The organism is Pseudooceanicola sp. LIPI14-2-Ac024 (assembly GCF_042188925.1).
Taxonomy (GTDB): Bacteria; Pseudomonadota; Alphaproteobacteria; order Rhodobacterales; family Rhodobacteraceae; genus Pseudooceanicola.
In genome coordinates, this window is the sequence record NZ_CP170102.1 from 3,357,081 (window position 1) to 3,373,929 (window position 16,849).

At 67.8% G+C, this 16,849-nt stretch carries 10 protein-coding genes and 2 pseudogenes; 11 read left to right on the forward strand and 1 reads right to left on the reverse strand.

All coding sequences use genetic code 11. From position 1 onward, the window contains the following. Positions 1-4 precede the first annotated feature (4 nt). The 11 genes and pseudogenes from ACE2AC_RS16425 to ACE2AC_RS16475 all read left to right on the forward strand — a co-directional run bounded on the left by ACE2AC_RS16425 (position 5) and on the right by ACE2AC_RS16475 (position 15,163). The gene (locus ACE2AC_RS16425) at positions 5-850 is read left to right on the forward strand and encodes an efflux RND transporter periplasmic adaptor subunit (RefSeq protein ID WP_375688502.1); all 846 of its coding nucleotides are present in this window, start codon (positions 5-7) and stop codon (positions 848-850) included. Between the two features lie 10 nt (positions 851-860). After that, positions 861-1,592: a SapC family protein gene (locus ACE2AC_RS16430; RefSeq protein ID WP_375688503.1), complete on the forward strand. Its 732-nt coding sequence runs from the start codon at positions 861-863 to the stop codon at positions 1,590-1,592. A 305-nt stretch (positions 1,593-1,897) separates the two neighbouring features. Further along, positions 1,898-3,916, forward strand: coding sequence for a CocE/NonD family hydrolase (locus ACE2AC_RS16435; RefSeq protein ID WP_375688504.1), 2,019 nt, complete (start codon positions 1,898-1,900; stop codon positions 3,914-3,916). Positions 3,917-4,119: 203 nt separating this feature from the next. Next, on the forward strand, positions 4,120-5,706 hold the full coding sequence (locus ACE2AC_RS16440; RefSeq protein WP_375688505.1) for an ABC transporter substrate-binding protein: 1,587 nt from the start codon (positions 4,120-4,122) through the stop codon (positions 5,704-5,706). A 10-nt stretch (positions 5,707-5,716) separates the two neighbouring features. Further along, positions 5,717-6,673, forward strand: a complete 957-nt coding sequence (locus ACE2AC_RS16445) for an ABC transporter permease (RefSeq protein WP_375688506.1) — start codon at positions 5,717-5,719, stop codon at positions 6,671-6,673. Continuing rightward, positions 6,670-7,481: pseudogene (locus ACE2AC_RS16450) on the forward strand (ABC transporter permease). The gene ACE2AC_RS16445 and the pseudogene ACE2AC_RS16450 overlap by 4 nt, the downstream one beginning before the upstream one ends. Further along, positions 7,478-9,156 (forward strand): annotated as a pseudogene (locus ACE2AC_RS16455) (ABC transporter ATP-binding protein). The pseudogenes ACE2AC_RS16450 and ACE2AC_RS16455 overlap by 4 nt, the downstream one beginning before the upstream one ends. A 114-nt stretch (positions 9,157-9,270) precedes the next feature. Next, positions 9,271-10,884: a GMC family oxidoreductase gene (locus ACE2AC_RS16460; protein WP_375692128.1), complete on the forward strand. Its 1,614-nt coding sequence runs from the start codon at positions 9,271-9,273 to the stop codon at positions 10,882-10,884. Then, entirely contained in the window at positions 10,881-12,053 is a 1,173-nt protein-coding gene (locus ACE2AC_RS16465) for a mandelate racemase/muconate lactonizing enzyme family protein (protein ID WP_375688507.1), read from the forward strand. The genes ACE2AC_RS16460 and ACE2AC_RS16465 overlap by 4 nt, the downstream gene beginning before the upstream one ends. Positions 12,054-12,469: 416 nt before the next feature. After that, on the forward strand, positions 12,470-13,555 hold the full coding sequence (locus ACE2AC_RS16470; protein WP_375688508.1) for a CobW family GTP-binding protein: 1,086 nt from the start codon (positions 12,470-12,472) through the stop codon (positions 13,553-13,555). A 183-nt stretch (positions 13,556-13,738) separates the two neighbouring features. Continuing rightward, positions 13,739-15,163 (forward strand): amidase, encoded by a 1,425-nt coding sequence (locus tag ACE2AC_RS16475; protein WP_375688509.1) that lies wholly within the window; start codon positions 13,739-13,741, stop codon positions 15,161-15,163. 107 nt (positions 15,164-15,270) lie between these two features. Here ACE2AC_RS16475 and ACE2AC_RS16480 read toward each other — a convergent pair whose 3' ends face one another. Beyond that, positions 15,271-16,836, reverse strand: a complete 1,566-nt coding sequence (locus ACE2AC_RS16480; protein WP_375688510.1) for a bifunctional metallophosphatase/5'-nucleotidase — start codon at positions 16,834-16,836, stop codon at positions 15,271-15,273. Positions 16,837-16,849 lie beyond the last annotated feature (13 nt).

Below are 16,849 nucleotides of genomic sequence, written 5' to 3' on the forward strand. Positions count from 1 at the left end.
TTAAATGGGCAGGATTTTCTTCAGATTTGCTTCGGCCTCCTGGATCGCGCTCAGTGCCTGTGCCGCATCGGCCGAGACGCTTGGACCCTTCGAATGCCTGGTGCGCCCCAATGCTACCGTCGAGGTCGCCAGTGCGGTCAACGGCGTGGTTGACGAGGTGCTGGTGAAGCAGGGCGACTTCGTCGAGAAGGGGCAGGTGCTGGCGCGCCTGAGCTCGGACCTCGAGCGGCTCAGCTACGACATCGCGAAGGCCCGCGCCGAGGACGACACGGCGGTCAAGCTGAAGGATGCCGAGGTCGAGCTGGCCCATACCGTCCTGGACCGGCAACAGCAGCTCTCCGAAAGCCAGATCGTGGCGCAGGCCAAGCTGGAGGAAGCGGCGACCGAGGCGCGTCTTGCGGAACTCTCCAGCGACCAGGCACGGTTCGAACGCGAGATGGCGAAGTTCGAACTGCGCCGTGCCGAGGTGGCCCTCGCGATGCGCGAGATCCGCGCGCCGGTCTCGGGCGTGGTGGTGGAGCGAAAGCTCGATCCCGGCGAATACACCTATGAACAGGCGCAGGTGGTGACCGTCGCGCAGATGGACCCGCTCGAAGTGCGGTCCTTCGTGCCCGCCGCGTTGTTCCGCGAAGTGTCGGGGCTGAAGACGGCGCGCGTGCATCTGCCCAGCCCGATCGACGCGACCTACGAGGCCGAGCTGGTCAGTTTCGACGTGGTCTTCGACGCGGCCAGCCGGACGATGGGCGTCCGCCTGCGGCTCGAGAACCCCGACAACCGGCTGCCTGCCGGGATGCCGTGCACATTCGAATTCGACGACCCGGCAGATACACCGGGCGCCAACGACAATTAGGGAGGGTCAGATGGCCAAACAGGGACTACTTTACGAGCGCCCGCGTCCGGTTGCGAAATCCTGGCACGCGGACTGGAGCGTCAGCAACGACGGCGGTTTCACCTACGCCGCCGGCCTGAGTGCCGCGCCCCTGGCGGTCATCGAATTCGGCGTCGCGGCGCGGCACCATCCCATCGTCTTCGTCGAGGGGGAGGCCGGCGTCAGCCCGCTGGCTCTGCTGGGCCTTTCCGACAACGAGAACCTGTCGGTCGATGCCGAGGGCAAATGGATCGGCGGCTACATTCCGGCGTTCATCCGGCGCTACCCCTTCGTGCTGGCCAAGGACGGCGACACTGACAAGTTCACGCTCTGCATCGACGAGGCGTCGCAGCACTGCAATTCGGACGGGCGTGGCGAGAAGCTGTTCGACGGGGAGGGCGAGCCCTCCACCTATTTGACCCGGATGCTCGACCTGTCACGGGACTGGGAACGCAGCCGCCAGGCGACGCAGGTGTTCTGCGACAGGCTGAGCGAACTGGACCTGCTGGTCCCGCAGAAGGTCTCGATCCGCGACGCGGCCGGGAATACCTCGTTGGCGGGCGGATTCTCCGCCGTGAGCCGCGAGCGGCTCAAGGGGCTGTCGGACGAGCAGCTGGGCACGATGATGCGATCCGGGCATCTGGAGGCGGTGCTTGCGCATCTGGTCTCGCTCGGCGGCCTCGAGACGCTTGCCGGAAGGATCAGCGAACGCCGCGCCGGCTGAGGGCTGCAACAGTCAACTGCGCGTCGAGCGGGCCGTGACCGGTACGGCGGTGCCTGTCCGCACCTTGGACCGAATGGGCAACTCGATGACTTCGGCCCGTGTGGCAGTCTTCGGTGGCCTCAGGCTCCCGCAACCAAATCAACAAGATCACGAAACAAAAGCCGTCCCCAAATGGGTGACGGCCGTCAGCGTGTCCAGACACAACCATTCTAAACTACTACCCGTGACCTGACATTAAACGGGTCGACGGGGTTGTCGCGCGGGGCGCGGGATGCAGGATGACGGCAGACCGCATTGGAGCCCGCATGAAAGTTGTCAGCACATTCCCGCGAGAGGTCGTGGAAACTCCGGATCTCCGCATCGTCCTGTCGGATGGATGTACCCTGTCGGCGCGGGTCTGGATGCCCGGCGACGCCGATGCCCGGCCGGTGCCGGCGATCCTGGAGTTTCTGCCCTATCGCAAGCGCGACGGGACGGCCGTGCGGGATGCGCTGACCCATCCCTATTTCGCCGGGCACGGCTATGCCTGCCTGCGCGTCGACATGCGGGGCAACGGCGACAGCGACGGGCTGATGGAGGACGAGTACTCCGCGCAGGAGCTGTCGGACGCCTGCGAGGTGATCGCCTGGGCCGCCGCGCAGGGCTGGTGCACCGGCACGGTCGGGATGATGGGGATCAGCTGGGGCGGCTTCAACGGGCTGCAGGTCGCGGCGCTGGCCCCCGAGGCGCTGAAGGCCGTCGTGACGCTCTGTTCGACCGTCGACCGCTACGCCGATGATATTCACTACAAGGGCGGGTGCCTCCTGAACGAGAACCTGGGCTGGGGCGCGACGATGTGGGCCTATTCCTCGCGCCCGCCCGATCCGGCCCTGCGCAACGACTGGCGCGAGGTGTGGCGCGACCGGCTGGAGGCCGAGCCGTTCCTGCCCGAGGTCTGGCTGCGGCACCAGCGGCGCGACGATTACTGGCGGCACGGATCGGTCTGCGAGGATTACTCGGCGCTCAAGGCCAAGGTCATGGCGGTTGGCGGCTGGGGCGACAGCTACAAGAACGCCGTGCCGCAGATCGTCGATAACCTGCAGGGCGCGCGTGGGATCGTCGGCCCCTGGGTGCATAAGTATCCGCATTTCGCCGTGCCCGAGCCGCGCATCGGCTTCCTGCAGGAGGCCTTGCGCTGGTGGGACCGCTGGCTGAAGGACGCGGACACCGGGGTCGAGGCGGACCCGGCCTATGCCATGTACCTGATGGACGGCGTCCGGCCGGCCAGCTGGTATGCCGAGCGACCTGGCCGCTGGATCGCCGAGGACACATGGCCGTCGCCGCGTGTCACGGAGGTCGAGATGCCGCTTGGCGCCGGCGTGCTGCATCCGGCCGCAGAGGCCGACGCCGCGGTCGTTCGGCCCACGTTCGATGTCGCGCTGTCCTCTCCCCAGCATTGCGGGGCAGAGGGCGGGGAGTTCTGCGCCATCTGGCTGGGCCCGGAAATGCCGGGCGATCAGCGGAGCGACGATGCCTATTCGGCCTGTTTCGACAGCGCGCCAATGGCCGCAACGGACATCGTCGGCGCGCCGCGGCTGACGCTCAGGCTCGCCAGCGATCGACCACAGGCGCAGCTGGCCGTCCGGCTGAACCACGTGCATCCCGACGGCGCCTCGACTCGGATCACCTGGGGCGTGCTCAACCTGACGCGGCGCGGGTCGATGGCCGTGCCGGACCCGCTGAGCCCCGGCGAGGTGGTCGAGATCGAGGTCGCGCTAGATCACATCGCCTATCGCCTGCCCGAGGGGCACCGACTGCGTGTTGCGGTCTCATCTGCCTACTGGCCGATGATCTGGCCGTCGCCCGAGGCGACGACGCTGACCCTGTCGGGCGGGGCGCTGTCCCTGCCGGTGCGCGAGGCGACGGGCGACGGGGACGAGGTCACCTTCCCCGGTCCCGAGGGCGCCCCGCCGCTGCGACAGCGCGAGATCCGGCCGCCCGCCCACGTTCGCCGGACTGAAACCGACCGCCAGACCGGGACCGTCACCCTGGTGATCGAGGACGATTTCGGCGAGGCTGAGAACCTCGATCACGGGCTCTGCGCCGGAAGCGTGGCGCGGGAGCGCTGGTCGATCCATCCGGACGACCCGCTCTCGGCCAGTGGTGAGACGCATTGGACCGAGGTGATCGAGCGCGACGGCACGCGCCTGCGGACCGAGACCTTTGCCCGGATGACCTGCGACGTTGCCTCATTCCATCTGAGTGGTAGGCTGGAGGCCTGGGAAGGGGAGGAGCTGGTCTATGAACGCGACGTCACCGCGTCGGTGCCGCGCGATCTGATGTGATTGCAGGCGATGAGGGGGCGGCGACTTGCCAGACCGCGCCGGCGCAGCATCTTTCCCCTCTCGACAGGCTCCGGTGAGGGCAAATGCCCTGCAATCGTGTGAAAATCCCACAATGGGGTTGTCATGAGGGGCGCTAACTGGGTTAATTGACCCATCAATCAATAAAAGACCGGGCGCGACCCGGTGCAACGGGAGAAGATCAGATGAGCGACGAACTGCGCTATTACCTCAACCGTACCGTTCTGGGCCGCATGCCGCGCCGGGCGTTCCTGGGGCGGGCGATGGCCCTCGGCCTCACGGCGGCTGGTGCCCACACGATGCTGGCTTCCGGCCTCAGGGCGCAGGAACCGGTCAAGGGCGGGACGATGAAGCTCGGGATGCAGGGCGGCGGGTCGACCGACAGCCTCGATCCGGGCCTCGCCTCGAACCAGGTCACCTTCCAGATCTGCAAGCTCATCGGCGACCCGCTGGTTGAGCTCGACCCCGCGGGCGGCCCGATCATCCCGCGCCTCGCCGAAGAGGTGACGAGCGACGACACCGCCACCGTCTGGACCTTCAAGATCCGCAAGGGCGTGAAATTCCACAACGGCGCCACCATGACCCCCGAAGACGTGGTCGCCACGGTCGAGCGCCATTCGAACGAGGACTCGAAGTCCGGCGCCCTCGGCGTGGTGAAGGGCATCAAGGAGATGAAGGTCGACGGCGACACCGTCGTGATGACCCTCGAGGCGCCGAATGCCGACTTCCCCTACCTGATGGCCGACTATCACCTCGTCGTGCAGCCGAACGGCGGCAAGGACGATCCGACCAGCGGCATCGGCACCGGCGCCTACAAGGTCGTCGTGAACGAGCCCGGCGTGCGCCACGTGTTCGAGAAGTTCGACGAATACTGGGACAACTCGATGGGCCACGTCGACACCGTCGAGATCACCGTCATCAACGACAACACCGCGCGGACCTCGGCGCTGCAGTCGGGCCAGGTGCACTACATCAACCGGATCGACCCCAAGGTCGCGGGGCTGCTGGACCGGGCGCCGAACGTCACCGTGACCCAGGCGTCGGGCAAGGGCCACTACGTGTTCATCATGCATTGCGACACGGCGCCCTTCGACAACAACGACCTGCGGCTGGCGCTGAAATACGCGATCAACCGGGAAGAGATGGTCGAGAAGATCCTGCGCGGCTACGGCTCGGTCGGCAACGACTTCCCGATCAACGCGGCCTATCCGCTGTTCCCCGAAGGCATCGAACAGCGCACCTACGACCCCGACAAGGCCAAGTTCCATTACGAGAAATCCGGCCACTCCGGCCCGATCACGCTCCGCACCTCCGACGTCGCCTTCTCGGGCGCGCTGGACGCCACCGCGCTCTTCCAGCAGTCGGCGGCCGCGGCGGGCATCGAGCTCGAGATCAAGCGCGAGCCGGGTGACGGCTACTGGACCGACGTCTGGAACGTGCAGCCCTTCTGCGCCTCCTACTGGGGCGGGCGCCCGGTGCAGGACCAGATGTATTCGACGGCCTACAGCTCCAACGCGGACTGGAACGACACCCGCTTCAAGGTGCCCGAGTTCGACGCGCTGCTGCAGCAGGCCAAGGGTGAGCTGGACGAGGCCAAGCGGAAAGAGATGTACCGCGACATGGCCATGATGGTGCGGGACGACGGCGGGCTGATCTGCCCGATGTTCAACGACTTCGTCTCGGCCCATTCCGAGGATCTGGTCGGCTGGATCGACGATCCGAACCAGGACAACATGAACGGCTACGTGACGCACAAGTGCTGGATCGCCTGAGGACATCCCGGTGCATCCAATCGTGAAATTCGTGGCCCAGCGGATACTGCTGGGCCTCGTACTGCTCTTTGCGGCCTCGATCATGATCTTCGCCGGCACCCAGATCCTGCCCGGCGACGTCGCCCAATCCATCCTCGGCCAGAGCGCGACGGAACAGTCGCTGGCCAACCTGCGCGCGGAGCTCGGGCTGAACGAACCGCTCATCACGCGCTACCTCGACTGGCTGACCTCGGCGCTGCATGGCGACCTGGGCACGGCGCTCACCAACGGTCAGGACATCGCCACCTCCATGGGGCAGAGGCTGGGCAACACGCTCTTCCTCGCCGGTTGGGCCGCGCTGATCGCGGTGCCGCTGTCGATCCTGCTGGGGCTGATCGCGGTGCGTTACGCGGGCCGCTGGCCGGACAAGCTGATCTCGGCCGTAACGCTGACCACCGTGTCGGTGCCGGAGTTCCTGCTGGGCTACATCGTCATGTTCTACTTCGCGGTGAAGTGGCGTATCTTTCCCAGCGTCTCGACCGTTTATGACGGCATGCCGTTCCTCGACAAGATGAACGCCATCGCGCTGCCGGTCATGGTGCTGGTGCTCGTCGTGCTGGGCCACATGATGCGCATGACCCGCGCGGCCATCCTGAACGTGATGCAGTCGGCCTATATCGAGACCGCCGAGCTGAAGGGCCTGCGCCCCTTCACCATCATCCGCAAGCACGCGATGCCGAACGCGGTCGCCCCGATCGTCAACGTCGTCATGCTGAACCTCGCCTACCTCGTGGTCGGCGTCGTCGTGGTCGAGGTGGTGTTCGTCTATCCCGGGATGGGCCAATACCTCGTCGACCACGTGGCGAAACGCGACGTGCCGGTGGTGCAGGCCTGCGGCCTCGTCTTTGCGGCCGTCTACATCGGGCTGAACATGCTGGCGGACATCATCGCGATCCTCGCCAACCCGCGGCTGAGGCATCCGAAATGAGAATACCGCCCTCTGCCGCCATCGGCCTCATCATCACCGTCACCTATTTCCTGGCCGCCATCTTCGCCGACTTCCTCGCGCCCTACGAATATTACGAGGTCGTGGGCGAGGTGTGGGAGCCGTCGTCCGCCCAGTTCCTTCTGGGCACGGATTCCATCGGTCGCGACCTTCTCAGCCGGATGATTTATGGCGGTCGCATCACCATCTTCGTGGCCACCGCCGCGACGATCCTTGCCTTTGTCACCGGCGCGATCCTCGGGTTCACTGCCGCCGTCGCGGGGGGCTGGGTCGACCAGCTTCTCAGCCGTCTCGTCGACCTGATCATGTCGATCCCGGCGCTGATCTTTGCGCTGGTCGTCCTGTCGGTCATGCCGGTCACGGTGCCGGTGCTGATCCTCGTCATGGGCCTGATCGAATCCACGCGGGTGTTCCGCCTGTCGCGCGCCGTCGCGTCGGACATCGTGGTCATGGACTATGTCGAGGCGGCGCGGCTCAGGGGGAAGGCACGACCTTCGTGATCTTCCAGGAGATCCTGCCGAACGCGCTCAGCCCCCTGGTGGCTGAGGCGGGCCTGCGGTTCATCTTCATGGTGCTCTTCATCTCGACCCTGTCCTTCCTCGGGCTGGGCGTGCAGCCGCCGCTGGCGGACTGGGGCGGCATCGTGAAGGAGAACAAGGAAGGCATCGTCTACGGCATCCCCGCCGCGCTCTACCCGGCGGTGGCCATCGCCACCCTCGCGATCTCGGTCAACCTCGTGGCGGACTGGATCCTGAACCGGACGAGCAGCCTGAAAGGAGGTCGCGGATGAGCGACGAGGACGACATCGTCCCGGTGGAGCACCTCGCCCAGGGCGACGACCTGCTGGAGATCCGGAACCTGAGGATCGAGGCAACGGCGTATCCACCGGGCGAGCCACCGCAGGAGATCGTGATCGTCGACGACGTCTCGCTCACCCTGCCCAAGGGGCGCGTGATGGGGCTGATCGGGGAATCCGGTGCGGGCAAGTCGACCATCGGCCTGTCGGCCATGGCCTATGGCCGCGGCGGCGTGCGCCTGACCGGCGGCGAGGTCATGCTGAACGGCGCCGAGATCCGCGAGGCAAAGCCCGGCGCCCTGCGGCGGCTGCGCGGCAAGATCGTCACCTATGTCGCGCAATCCGCGGCGGCCAGCTTCAACCCATCCCGCAAGCTGATGGATCAGGTGACCGAAACCACCGTCGGCGCGCGCGGTGTTTCGCGGGCCGAGGCCGAGGCGCGGGCGGTGACGCTCTTTGCCAAGCTGGGCCTGCCCGACCCCGAAAACATCGGCAACCGCTACCCGCACCAGGTTTCGGGCGGGCAGCTGCAGCGGGTGATGACCGCCATGGCGCTCTGCCCCGAGCCCGAACTGGTGATCTTCGACGAACCGACCACCGCGCTCGACGTGACCACCCAGATCGACGTGCTGGCGGCGATCAAGGAGGCGATCCGCGACACCGGCGTCGCCGCGCTCTACATCACGCATGACCTGGCCGTCGTGGCGCAGGTCGCCGATGAGATCATGGTGCTCAAGGGCGGCAAGACGGTCGAGGTCGGCAGCACCGACCAGGTCATCAACGCGCCGCGTGAGGAATACACCCGCGCCCTCGTCAGCGTGCGGTCCATCGACCATTCGGAAAAGGCGCCGTCGACCACGCCCGTGCTCAGCGTCGAGGATGTCACCGCCCGTTACTCCGGGCTCAAGCGCGACGTGCTCTCGAACATCTCGGTCGACCTTCATCCGGGCCAGACCCTCGCCGTGGTGGGGGAGAGCGGCTCGGGCAAGTCCACCCTGGCCCGGGTCATCACGGGCCTGCTTCCGCCGGTATCGGGCGATGTGACATTTGACGGACGCACGCTGTCGCCGCACCTGACTGGCCGCCGCCGCGACGACCTGCGCGAACTGCAGATGATCTACCAGATGGCCGATGTCGCGATGAACCCGCGCCAGACCGTGCGCAAGATCATCGGTCGGCCGCTCGAATTCTACTTCGGCATGCGGGGCCGCGAACGCGACGCCCGTGTCGACGAGTTGCTCGACGCGATCGAGCTGGGGCAGGGCTTTGCCGACCGCTACCCAGCCGAGCTTTCGGGTGGACAGAAGCAGCGCGTCTGCATCGCCCGGGCGTTGGCGGCCGAACCCAAGATCATCATCTGCGACGAGGTGACCAGCGCCCTCGACCCGCTGGTGGCGGACGGGATCCTCAACCTCCTGCTGAAACTCCAGAAGGAGAAGGAGGTGGCCTACCTCTTCATCACCCACGACCTAGCCACTGTGAAGGCGATCGCGGATTCCATCGCGGTCATGTACCAGGGCAAGGTCGTCCGATACGGCCCCAAGAGCCAGGTGCTGGCCCCCCCTTCGACGACTACACCGACCTGCTGCTGTCCTCGGTCCCCGAGATGCGGTTGGGCTGGCTGGAAGAGGTCATCGAAAGCCGACGGATGGAAAGTGCCGGTCACTGAAATGCGCGCCCCGTTGACGCGGCCCGCGCCCGTGCGAAAGTGCGGCGGATCATGCCGTCCTGTCGTCCGGGGACACGGGGCGTGTGCATGACCACCGGCAAGGCGGACGGCGGGATGTCGGAGTACGACTACATCATCATCGGCGCCGGGTCGGCGGGCTGTGTCCTGGCCGAGCGGCTGAGTGCATCGGGACGCCACAGGGTGCTGGTGCTCGAGGCGGGCGGGGCAGGCCGATCCCCCTGGATCGCCCTGCCGCTGGGATACGGCAAGACCTTCTACGACCCCAGGGTGAACTGGTGCTACGAGACGGCGCCCGAGGAGGCGCTGGCCGGGCGCAGGGGTTACTGGCCACGCGGCAAGGTCGTCGGCGGATCGGGCGCCATCAATGCGCTGGTTTACGCCCGCGGCCTGCCGCGCGACTTCGACGACTGGGCCGCCGCCGGCGCCACGGGCTGGGACTGGGAGGCGGTGCGCGCAACCTACGACGCCATCGAGACGCAAGTCGGCGCCGACGGCAGCCGCACCGGCACCGGCCCGCTGCACGTGCAGGACGTGTCGGACCGGATCCATCTCGTCAACCGGCACTTCTTTGCGGCCGCCGGCGAGCTGGGGCTGCCGTCGACGGAGAACATAAACGACCCCGAGAGCGAAGGCGCGGCGGTCTACCGGATCAACACCAGCGGTGGCCGGCGGATGCATTCCGCGCGCGCCTTCCTGGCCCCGGCGCTGAAGCGGGCAAACGTCACGCTCATGACCGATGTCCTGGTCGAACGGATCGGCTTCGACGGGCGGCGCGCGGTCAGCGTCGAGGCCCGGCACGGGGACAGGACCGTGACCTACCGAGCGGGGCGCGAGATCGTCGTCTCGGCCGGATCGGTCACCTCCCCTCGTCTGCTGCAACTGTCCGGGATCGGCCCTGCAGAGCTCCTCCGCAGCCACGGCATCGTGCCATTGCTCGACGCGCCGCATGTCGGCGGCAACCTCCAGGACCACCTTGCGGTCAGCTACTTCTTCCGCGCGACCGAACCGACGCTCAACAACGTCCTGCGGCCGCTGCTCGGCAAGCTGCGCGCGGGGGCGCACTACGCTTTCACCCGGCGCGGGCCGCTGTCGCTGTCGGTCAATCAATGCGGCGGCTATTTCCGGTCCGACCCCGCCCTGCCGCAGCCCGACCAGCAGCTCTACTTCAACCCGGTCACCTACAGCACCGCGCCACAGGGCAAGCGTTCGGTCATCCAGCCCGACCCGTTCCCGGGCTTCATCATCAGCTTCCAGCCGTCGCGGCCCACCAGCCGGGGCCGCGTCGACATCAGCGCGGCCGATCCGGCGGCGCCTCCGGCGATCCGCCCCAACTCCCTCGCGACCGAGGCGGATCGTGCCGAGGTCGTGGCGGGCGGGCTGCTGTGCCAGAGGCTGATGGCCACGGCTGCCCTGTCCGGCCTGGTCGAGGCGGCCATGGACCCGGACCTGCGCACGATGTCGCCGGATGACATCCTTGCCGATTTCCGCGACCGATGCGGGACCGTCTTTCACCCCGTCGGCACCTGCCGCATGGGCGCGGACGCGGCGGCCTCAGTGGTCGATCCACGGCTCAGGGTGCACGGGGTGGAGGGGCTGCGCGTCGTCGATGCCTCGGTCTTTCCGAACATCACATCCGGCAACACCAATGCCCCGACCATGATGCTGGCCTACCGCGCCGCCGGCCTGATCCTGGAGGACGCCACGTGAGCACGCCCTATTCCACCTCCGGCGCCGTGCCGCTGGCCCATGACGCCGGCCGTGACGACACCGGGCCGCGCATCCGGCGGATCGAGACGTTCTGCACCCCGCTGATCGGCTTTGTCCGGGTCACGGCCGAGGATGGCAGCAGCGGCTGGGGGCAGGTGTCGACCTACAACAGCGACCTGACCTGCGAAATCCTGCACCGACAGGTGGCGCCCTGGGCCCTCGGGCGCGGCATGGATGCGCTGGAGGACGTGATTGCCACGATCCCGCTGCGCGAGCACAAGTTTCCCGGCACCTACCTGCGCCGGGCCATGGCGGGCCTCGACACCGCCGTCTGGGACTGGCGCGGGAAGGCGGCGGGGCAGCCCGTCGCCACGCTCCTCGGTGGCACGCCGGGGCCGGTCCGGGCCTATGCCTCCTCGATGCGCCGCGACATCACGCCCGAGGACGAAGCCGCCCGGCTCCGCGCATTGCGCGACCGGCACGGGTTCGACGCCTTCAAGGTGCGCGTCGGGGCAGAGTGCGGGCAGGATCGGGACGAATGGCCCGGCCGGACCGAGGCGATCATCCCCGCGATCCGCAAGGCGATGGGGCCCGACGCCGCGCTTCTGGTCGACGGCAACTCCGGCTTTAGCCCGGCCCGGGCCATCGAGGTGGGACGGATGCTCGAACAGAGCGGCTATGAGCATTTTGAGGAGCCGTGCCCCTACTGGGAACTGGAGCAGACGGCCGAGGTCAGCCGCGCCCTGACGATCGACGTCGCGGGTGGTGAGCAGGACTGGGACATTCAGCAATGGAAGCGCATGATCGCGATGCGCGCGGTGGACATCATCCAGCCCGACATCCTGTACCTCGGCGGCATGGTGCGCAGCATGGCGGTCGCCCGCATGGGGGCCGAGGCCGGGCTGCCCTGCACGCCGCATTGCGCCAACCTGTCGCTGGTCACGCTCTTCACCATGCACATGCTGCGCGCCATCCCGAACGCGGGCCGCTACCTCGAGTTTTCCATCGAGGGGGATGACTACTACCCCTGGCAGCGCGACCTGTTCCTGGCCGATCCCTACGGGATCACCGACGGCCAGGCGGTCGTGACGGACGCACCAGGCTGGGGCGTGGACATCAACCCCGAATGGCTGGCACGCTCGGCCTACAAGTCCAGCGAGGCCGCCTGATCGGGCACCCGAGCAGGCGCCGGGAGCCTGAGCCGGTTCAAGCGTCTCGGCCACGAACAGAATACGGCGCGTCATCGGGACCGGGATCATCGTCATTGGCGATATGTCCGCGATCTTGTCGGCCCACTTTGGCCCCATCACGCGCGCCGCGCCCAGATGACGACCTGCGTGACGCCCGCACCTTGCGCGGCGGTCGTGTAATGTTGTAACACACTTCCGTTCAGGTCGCCGCCCTCCCGTCAGTCGGGTGCGCTCGGGGCCGTCCAAAGGCAAGGAGCGTTGCAGGTGCACCCGGTTCCGCATTCCCGAACGCAATGGCACGCGGCCAACCTCGGCGACATGCCGTCCGATCCGCACGGTTTCACGCTGCTGCGCCTCGTGGGACGGAAGGCCACGCGCCGGGAAGGTTGCCGCACATGATCACGTCCAGGGACCAGCTCCCCGTCTTCCTGCTGACCGGATTTCTCGGCGCGGGTAAGACAACCTTGCTGAACCGCATCCTCGAGAACCCGGCGTTCCGGGACACGGCGCTGATCATCAACGAATTCGGCCTCGTCCCGGTCGACCACGACCTGGTGCGCGAGGGACGCGAACGGCCCGTCGTAACCACCTCTGGCTGCATCTGCTGCACCGTCGGCAGCGACCTGCGCGCCTCGCTCGAAGAGCTGCTTATCCTGCGCCGCCGGGGCGAGATCCCGGCCTTTTCGCGTGTCATCGTCGAAACCACCGGGCTTGCCGATCCCGCCCCGATCATCAACAGCCTGATCCCGGGCGGGGCGGACGCGATGTCGCTGGGGGATCACGCCGTCGCCCGCGCTTTCCGGCTGTCCGGTGTCATCACGGTCGTCGATGTCGAGGGGATCGCCGCCGCGCTCGACGCCCATCCGGAAAGCCTGCGCCAGATCGCCTTTGCCGACCACGCCGTGCTGACCCGCACGGACAAGGCCGCGACCGGGGGCTGGCCCGACCTGCTGCGCGGCATGAACCCGAGCCTGGTGATCCACGATGCCGCAGCGCCCGGTTTCGACCCTGCGATCTTGCTTCGCCCGGGCAGCTACTCTGCCTTCGGCAAGGGCGAGGGTGTCGAGGCCTGGCTGGCCGAGGAAGAGCATCGTCAGGACCACGGCGGTCATTTCCACGACCTCAACCGCCACGGCGAGGTTCTGGCGGTCCCGCTGACCAACGAGGTGCCGCTGGACCCCGAGGCGCTGCGTCAGTTCCTGGCCGGCCTGACCACGTCCTCCGACAACGGCCTGCTGCGGGTGAAGGGCCTGGTCGCGGTCCGCGACGACCCGTCCCGACCCGTGGTGGTGCATGCCGTTCAGCATCGGCTCTACCCGCTGGTGCGGCTCGACTCCTGGCCTGATCCCGTGACGACGACCCGGCTGGTGGTCATCGGAACGAAGCTGGACGCGGCCGGCCTGCGCGCACGCTTCGCGCGACTGACGGAGCCACCCCAACCCTTCCTCGCCAGCGGCTTTCAGGCGTCCCGGCGCACCTGAGAGGCGCAGCGGTGAAACGGGCTGCACGGGGCGGTCCGGTCGCGCCACGAAGCCCGACGCACACCCGGGCTTTCCACTTTTGTCGGCGTCCGCACCTTGCCGGGCGGTCGCGTGCACGGTTGTCTGACCGCATCCGCCGGGTTCGATCGAGCGTCGGCGACAACAGGACAGAAGGGAACGGGAATGTCGGACAGCGCACCGCTCTGGCAATGGAGCGCAACGGAAATCGCGTCGGCAACGCGGCAGGGCACGCAGTCGGCCGCCGAGGTGACAGAGGCCGCGATTGCGCGGATGGACGCGGTCAACCCGGCCCTGAACGCCGTGGTCGAAAGCCTGGCCGACGAGGCGCGGGCGCAGGCCGCGGCCCTGGACACGCACGACGGACCCAAGGGGCCGCTGCACGGCGTGCCGGTGACGTTCAAGATCAACGTGGATCAGAAGGGGCACGCCACCAGCAACGGGGTCCCGGCCTTCAAGGAGATCATCGCGCCCGAGGACGCGCCGGTGGTGCGCAACCTCAAGGCGGCCGGTGCCGTCATCATCGGGCGCACCAACACGCCGGAATTCTCGTTCCGCGCGGATACCGACAACCCGCTCTACGGCCGCACCTACAATCCCTGGGGCCGCCACATCTCGGCCGGCGGTTCGTCTGGCGGGGCCGGGTCGGCCGTGATGGCGGGGATCGGTGCGCTGGCCCATGGCAACGACATCGGCGGATCGCTCAGGTTCCCGGCCTCGGCCAACGGCGCGGTGACGGTCAAGCCCGGGCTTGGCCGCGTGCCCGCATGGAACCCGAGCCAGAAGGCCGAGCGCGGCCTGCTTGCCCAGTCGATGTCGGTGCAGGGGCTGATCGCCCGGAACGCGGCCGACCTGCACCTGTCGATGCCCGCGCTGATCGCCGCCGACCCGCGCGACCCGTTCCACGTGCCGCTGCCGTGGCGGGGCGCACCGCTTGACGGGCCGATCCGTGTCGCCGTGACCCGAGATGACTTCGGCTTCGGCCTGCACCCGGACGTGGCAACCGCGCTCGACAAGGCCGCCTCGGCCCTGTCGAACGCCGGCTACGCGGTCGAGGCGGTGGACCCTCCGCTGGCCCGCGAGACCGCCGAGGTCGGCTACCGCGCCCTGATGGGCGAGGTGAAGGCACTGACCGGCAACGACATCCAGACCTACGGATCGGCCGAGCTGAACGCGATCTTCGAGGCCTACTACAAGGAGTTCCCGCCCTACGAGGGCACCGAGGAGCTGGCCGTGATGGCGCAGCGCACGCATTACGCGCGCCAGTGGTCGCTGTTCCTCAAGGATTATCCGCTGGTACTGACGCCGTTCCTGCTGGCGCCGTTCTTCACCGCCGGACGCGATGCCGAGGGGGCCGAAGGCGCGCGCGAGGCGCTTGGCCGGGCGCACTGGTCTTTCGTGATGAACTTCACCGGCCTGCCCGCGGGCAACATGCCCACCCATGTCGCGGACCTTCCGACCGGACCGCAGCCCATCGGTGTCCAGATCGCCGGGCGCCGCTGGCGCGAGGACCTGATCGTCGATGCGATGCAGGCGATCGAGGCCGAGATCCCGCCGGTCTGCACGCGCCTGTGGCGACAGTTCGGCTGACCTGGGCAACGTCGGGCGGACCGAGGTCGCGCAACCCGATCCGGAAATGAAAGAGGCGCCCGGCCATCGCCGGGCGCCTCTCTGTGTCACGCGTCACGCGGTCCGGATCACTCGGCCACCTTGATGCGCCCATCGGTGTAAGGCGTGTAGGGCGCGTTGCCGGCGAGGTACTCGGCCACGACATCGGCCAGGTCGGGCCCGAAGTCATAGGCCTTCTCGGCGTCCACGAACATGCCGTAGCCGTCGCCGCCGTTGCGGACGTAGTTGTTGGTGACGGCGAGGTACTTGGCCTCGGGGTCAACCGGCGTGCCGCCGATCATGACGTCGGAGATCCGGCTGCCGGCCTCGGCCGCGCCGTCGAAGGTGTAGGACATGCCGGCCACCTGCGGGAAGCGGCCCGCGCCGTCGGCCAGCTGGCTCACCCCGTTCTCCAGCGCCTCGACCAGGGTCTGGCCGCTGATCTCGAAGGTGGCGAGCGTGTTCTGGAACGGCAGCACGGTCAGCACCTCGCCCATGGTGACGGGGCCCGCGTCGATCGAGGCGCGCACGCCGCCGCCGTTCTGGATCGCCAGCACGACGCCCTGGTCCGCCACCCGCGCCAGCATGGCGTCAGCGACGAGGTTGCCCATCGGGCATTCCATCGCGCGGCAGACATCGCGCGACCCTTCGATTGCGTCCGAGGATTCCGCCACGACCTTGTTGCGCAGTTCCTCCAGCGGGGCGGCCAGTTCCGCCACGCGGGCCACGGTCGCCTCGTCCTCGGTCACCGAGGCGTCGAGCAGTTTCGGCTCACCCGAGATCTCGGTGACGTTGCCGTCGTCGTCGAAGGTCACGCCGATCTCGCCCAGGTACTTGCCGTAGGCATAGGCGGTGAAGATCGGCACGTCGTTGACCACGGTCGGATAAGGCCCCTCGGCCTTTTCGTCGGTGTTCGACAGCAGGGTATGGCTGTGCCCGCCGATGATCATGTCGACCCCGGTCAGGGCGTCGGCCAGACGCTGGTCGGCGGCATAGCCCATGTGGGTCAGCAGGATGATCTTGTTCACGCCTTCCTCGGTCAGGCGATCGATCTCGGCCTGCGCGGCGTCCGCGGCGGAGGAGAAGATCACCGTGTCGCCGGGCGAGGAGGTCTCGGGCGTGTCCTCGGCCAGGACCGAGACGATGCCGACCTTCTCGCCGCCCACGTCGAGCACGGCGGATTTCTTCACCCGGTCGGCCAGCAGGTTGTTCTGGCTGACATCGATGTTGGCCGAAAGGACGGGAAAGCTGACCTTGTCGAGGAAGGTCGCGAGCCCCTCGGGGCCCTTGTCGAACTCGTGGTTGCCGACGGCCATCGCGTCGTAGTCGAGCTGTTCCATGAACTCGGCCGCGAGGTCGCCGCCGTACTGGTTGAAGAACAGCGAGCCCTGGAACTGGTCGCCGGCGTCCAGCAGCAGCACGTTCTCGCCCGCGGCCGCGCGCGCCTCGCTGATCGCGGTGACCATCCGCGCGATCCCGCCAAAGCATTCGCCCGCGGTGTTGTCCTCGGCAGAGCAGGTGGAATCGTACTTGCTGATCGGTTCGAACCGGTCGTGGAAGTCGTTTGTGAAGAGAATTGTCATTGACGTGTCGGCCGACGCCGTGCCTGCAAGCAGGGCGCAGGCGGCAGTGGCGGTCAGAAAGCGATGAAACATGGAGGATACTCCG

Bases quoted from the DNA above. Each gene is read 5' to 3' on its own strand.
- ACE2AC_RS16460 (WP_375692128.1), top strand. From the start codon at position 9,271: ATGTCGGAGTACGACTACATCATCATCGGCGCCGGGTCGGCGGGCTGT.
- ACE2AC_RS16470 (WP_375688508.1), top strand. From the start codon at position 12,470: ATGATCACGTCCAGGGACCAGCTCCCCGTCTTCCTGCTGACCGGATTT.
- ACE2AC_RS16475 (WP_375688509.1), top strand. From the start codon at position 13,739: ATGTCGGACAGCGCACCGCTCTGGCAATGGAGCGCAACGGAAATCGCG.
- ACE2AC_RS16440 (WP_375688505.1), top strand. From the start codon at position 4,120: ATGAGCGACGAACTGCGCTATTACCTCAACCGTACCGTTCTGGGCCGC.
- ACE2AC_RS16425 (WP_375688502.1), top strand. From the start codon at position 5: ATGGGCAGGATTTTCTTCAGATTTGCTTCGGCCTCCTGGATCGCGCTC.
- ACE2AC_RS16430 (WP_375688503.1), top strand. From the start codon at position 861: ATGGCCAAACAGGGACTACTTTACGAGCGCCCGCGTCCGGTTGCGAAA.
- ACE2AC_RS16480 (WP_375688510.1), bottom strand. From the start codon at position 16,836: ATGTTTCATCGCTTTCTGACCGCCACTGCCGCCTGCGCCCTGCTTGCA.
- ACE2AC_RS16435 (WP_375688504.1), top strand. From the start codon at position 1,898: ATGAAAGTTGTCAGCACATTCCCGCGAGAGGTCGTGGAAACTCCGGAT.